This window comes from Sphingomonas sp. FUKUSWIS1, assembly GCF_000733135.1.
Taxonomy (GTDB): domain Bacteria; phylum Pseudomonadota; class Alphaproteobacteria; order Sphingomonadales; family Sphingomonadaceae; genus Sphingomonas; species Sphingomonas aerolata.
Window position 1 is genome coordinate 1 of record NZ_JPJC01000262.1, and the last position, 2,588, is coordinate 2,588.

The following is a 2,588-nucleotide window of genomic DNA, read 5'->3' on the forward strand; positions in this document are numbered from 1 at the left end:
GCGCGGCATCGTCGCATGTCACGGATCCGTCCCCGACACGTCATCAAACTGTACCGGCGGGCGCATACCGCCTGGGCCGATGGGGACGTCCGAGCTCAGCGTGGTCGATACGGGGCCCGGTCGCCTCTGGGCGGGCTGGACGCGTCTGCGCGCGCAGGTCGAACGGCTGACGCGCCGGGCGGATGGCGAGGATCTGCTCCACGACGCCTATGTCAGCCTGGCGACGCTGCCCGCGGCGCCGCGCAACGGCGAGGCGTTCCTCGTCCATGCGGCGGTCAATCGCGGGCGCGATGCGTTCCGGCGCGAGGCGGTTCGCGGTGCGAGCGAAGACGCGGGGACGATCGAATGGCTGCGCGACTGTTCGCCGATCCAGGACGAAGTGCTGATCGCGAAGGCGCGGCTCGACCGGGTGCGCGAGGGTCTCGATCGTCTCAGCCCGCGGACCCGCGAGATCTTCCTGATGCAGCGGCTCGACGGGTATAAATATCGCGAGATTGCTGCACGTCTGGGAATCAGCCAGAGTGCGGTCGAAAAGCACATGGCCAAGGCGATGACCTTCCTGGTCGATTGGACGGAGGATTGGTGAGCACGCAATGCATGGCCGCAAATCCCTAGACCGGATGTTTTCGGACAAGGCGGCGCCCGAACGCACCGCGGCGGAATGGATCGCGCGGCTCAACGCGGACGACGTCAGCGCACAGGACTCGGCGGTCTTCCAACAGTGGCTGACCGCGAACCCCGAACATGCCGAACGGTTCGAGCGCGCGACCGACCTTTGGGACATGGTCCCGGGAACCGCACCGTCGCGCGCACCGGTGGTGACGCGCCGCCGCGCGCTGGGCGGGGTCGCGGCACTCGCGGTCACCGCGGTCGCGGGAACCGGTGTGTTCCAGGCAGCCTATGCCGCGACGCCGTATCGGACAGGGATCGGCGAGCAGCGACGAATCGTGCTGCCCGACGGCTCGGCCCTGCTGCTCGACGCGGTCACCCGGCTTCATGTGGTCGCGACCGAGCGGCGGCGGCGGCTCTGGCTGACGCAAGGTCGCATCGACCTGACGGTCGCGCCATCCGCGACCCCGTTCACGATCACCGCGGCCGACCGGGCGATGACCGCCGGCGCGGGCCGCTTCGACCTGCGCTGCGACGCGCGCGACGGGGTGGCCTTTACTGCGATCGAAGGGCGGGCGACGATCGCTGCCACGACGTCGACTGGCGCTGCGCAACTCCTGACCAACGGCTCGCGGCTGCGGAACGATGTGATCGATCGGCCTGAGCTCGCGGCGACACGCGCCTGGACCAGCGGTCGTGCCGCGTTTCACGACGACACGCTCGCGACGGTTGCCGAGGAGGCGAACCGGTACAGCGCGACGCGGCTGGTGATCGCCGACCCGGCGGTCGCCGGACTGCAGGTGAGCGGCATGTACCGGATGGGCGACAACGTGGCGCTGGGGCGTGCGCTCGCAGCGCTGCTCGACCTGCGGTTGCGAACGATGGACGGTGCCGTCCTGCTCGGCGGATAAAAATTCGCGTCAGCGGGGTGGGGTAGATCGCGGCTCGCCCGTCGAGGAGGTGCGGCAGTATCGCCGCCTTCCTTGGGGGGATGAACACCGTGACGACCAATCGCCGGCGCCTGCGCCGTTCGTTCGTGATGGGCGCAGCCTGCGCCGCGCTGTCGACCGCCTTTGCACCCGCCGCGGCGATCGCGCAGGCCAAAATGGTACGCGTGCATCTCGGCGTCCAGCCGCTCGGCCGATCGCTCGAAGCGCTCGCCCGCCAGAGCGGCATCGACATCCTGTTCACGCCCGCTGCGGTTGCCGGTCGGACCGCACCCGCGATCGACGGCACGATGGCACCGCACGCCGCGGTCGAGCGGCTGATCGCCGGCACCGGGCTGATGGTCCACCAGCAGCCCAATGGCGCGCTGATCGTTGCCGCGACGGTCGAGACCGCAGCGCCGCAGACCGCAGCGACCGCGCCGTCCGACGAGACCCGCGAGATCGTCGTGACGGGCTATGCGAGCAGCTTGACCGGTGCGCTGGCGCAGAAGCGCAAGGCGACCAACGTCATCGACGTCGTCAAGGCCGAGGATATCGGCAAGTTTCCCGCGCAGAACATCGCCGAAGCGCTCCAGCGCGTGCCCGGCGTCTCGATCGTCCGCGATCGCGGCGAGGGCGTGTTCGTCCGCATCCGCGGGCTCGGCGCCAATTTCCAGGTGGTGACGCTCAACGATCGCTCGGTCGCGGTGAACGAGAATGTTCGCGACAGCGGCCAGAGCGGGCGCCAGTTCCGGTTCGACACGCTCCCCTCCGAACTCATGTCCGCGGTCGAGGTGATCAAGAGCCCGCGCGCGAGCCTCGACGAAGGCGGCATCGGCGGCACGATCAACCTGCGCACCTTCCGCCCGCTCGACCTGAAGAAGCCGGTGCTGTCGCTATCCGCCACGGCCAGTTCGCCGCGCCTCGCCGACGCGGTCGATCCGCGACTGTCGGGCATGGCGAGCTGGGCAAGCCCGGACGGCAAGTTCGGCGCGCTGATCGCGGGCGTCTATGACGAGCGCACCACGCGGCAGGACCGGATCACCGGCGTCG

General features: G+C 69.7%; 3 protein-coding genes. All 3 read left to right on the plus strand.

The window, feature by feature from the left end; translation table 11 throughout:
• Positions 1-586 (plus strand): RNA polymerase sigma factor (locus sphsw_RS17105; protein WP_235188446.1); only part of this gene is annotated, 586 nt, incomplete at its 5' end.
• Positions 587-593: 7 nt separating this feature from the next.
• The gene (locus tag sphsw_RS17110; protein ID WP_235188447.1) at positions 594-1,520 is read left to right on the plus strand and encodes a FecR family protein; all 927 of its coding nucleotides are present in this window, start codon (positions 594-596) and stop codon (positions 1,518-1,520) included.
• Between the two features lie 89 nt (positions 1,521-1,609).
• On the plus strand, positions 1,610-2,588 hold a 979-nt coding region (locus sphsw_RS17115), incomplete at its 3' end, for a TonB-dependent receptor (protein ID WP_235188448.1).